Source organism: Streptomyces sp. NPDC107581, assembly GCF_055657175.1.
The window spans coordinates 1-1,078 of sequence record NZ_JBVKBH010000070.1; the positions used below are offsets into that span (position 1 = coordinate 1).

General features: G+C 71.2%; 1 protein-coding gene. It reads left to right on the forward strand.

Annotation, left to right across the window (positions count from 1 at the left end):
* Positions 1-56: 56 nt before the first annotated feature.
* Positions 57-1,078, forward strand: a 1,022-nt coding sequence (locus ACZ7P3_RS42590) for a polyketide synthase dehydratase domain-containing protein (protein ID WP_472090060.1), incomplete at its 3' end; no start/stop codon positions are given.

Below are 1,078 nucleotides of genomic sequence, written 5' to 3' on the forward strand. Positions count from 1 at the left end.
CTGCTGCCGAGGTGTGGCTGCCGGTGTTGCGTCGTGGTCGGGATGAGCCTCGGGCGTTGCTCACGGCGCTGGCGAAGGTGTTCGTGCGGGGCGTGCCGGTCGGCTGGGACAAGGTGTTCACGGGGACGGGTGCGCGTCGGGTCGACCTGCCGACGTACGCCTTCCAGCGCCAGCGCTACTGGCTGAACCCGACCACGGGCAGTCGCGCCGAGGACCTCGGCATGGGAGCGGCCGCTCACCCGTTGCTGGGTGCGGCGGTGACGTTGCCGGCGAGTGGCGGGCTGATGCTGACGGGTCGGTTGTCGCTGGCCGGGCAGCCCTGGCTGGCCGATCATGTGGTGGCCGGGCAGGTGGTCGTACCGGGGACCGCGTTGATCGAGATGGTCGTGCGGGCCGGCGACGAGGCCGGATGCGGACGCGTCGAGGAACTGCTCATCGAGACGCCTCTGGTGCTTCCGGCCCAGGGAGGTCTGCGGGTGCAGGTCACCGTGGACGAGCCGGACGACTCCGGCCACCGGGCGGTCGGCGTCTACACCCAGCCCGAGAACGCCGCTACGGCCCAGTGGATCCGACATGCGGCCGGTGTGCTGACCCCGCTTGACGCAGGTGGTTCTGTCGAGGGTCCGACGGAAGGCGGTCTGTCGGTGTGGCCGCCGGTGGATGCCACGTCGGTGGAGCTCGGCGACTTCTATGCGGAGTTGGCCGGCCGTGGGTTGGCGTACGGGCCGGTGTTCCAGGCGACCCGGGCGGCGTGGCGCCGTGGCGAGGAGCTGTTCGCCGAGGTCGCATTGGCGCAGGGCACGGAGGTGTCGGGCTTCGGGGTGCATCCCGCGCTGTTGGACGCGGCGTTGCACGTAGTGGGTCTGACGACGGACGGCGAGGGGCTGGTCTTGCCGTTTGCGTGGGGTGGTGTGGTGGTGCATGCGTCGGGTGCGGTGGCGGCGCGGGTGCGGGTGGCGCCGTCGGAGTCCGGTGAGGGTGTCTCGGTGACGCTGGCTGACGGTACGGGTGAACTGGTCGCGTCGGTCGGATCGTTGGTCTTGCGACCGATGGCTGCTCAGGCCCTGGCGGCCGTTCC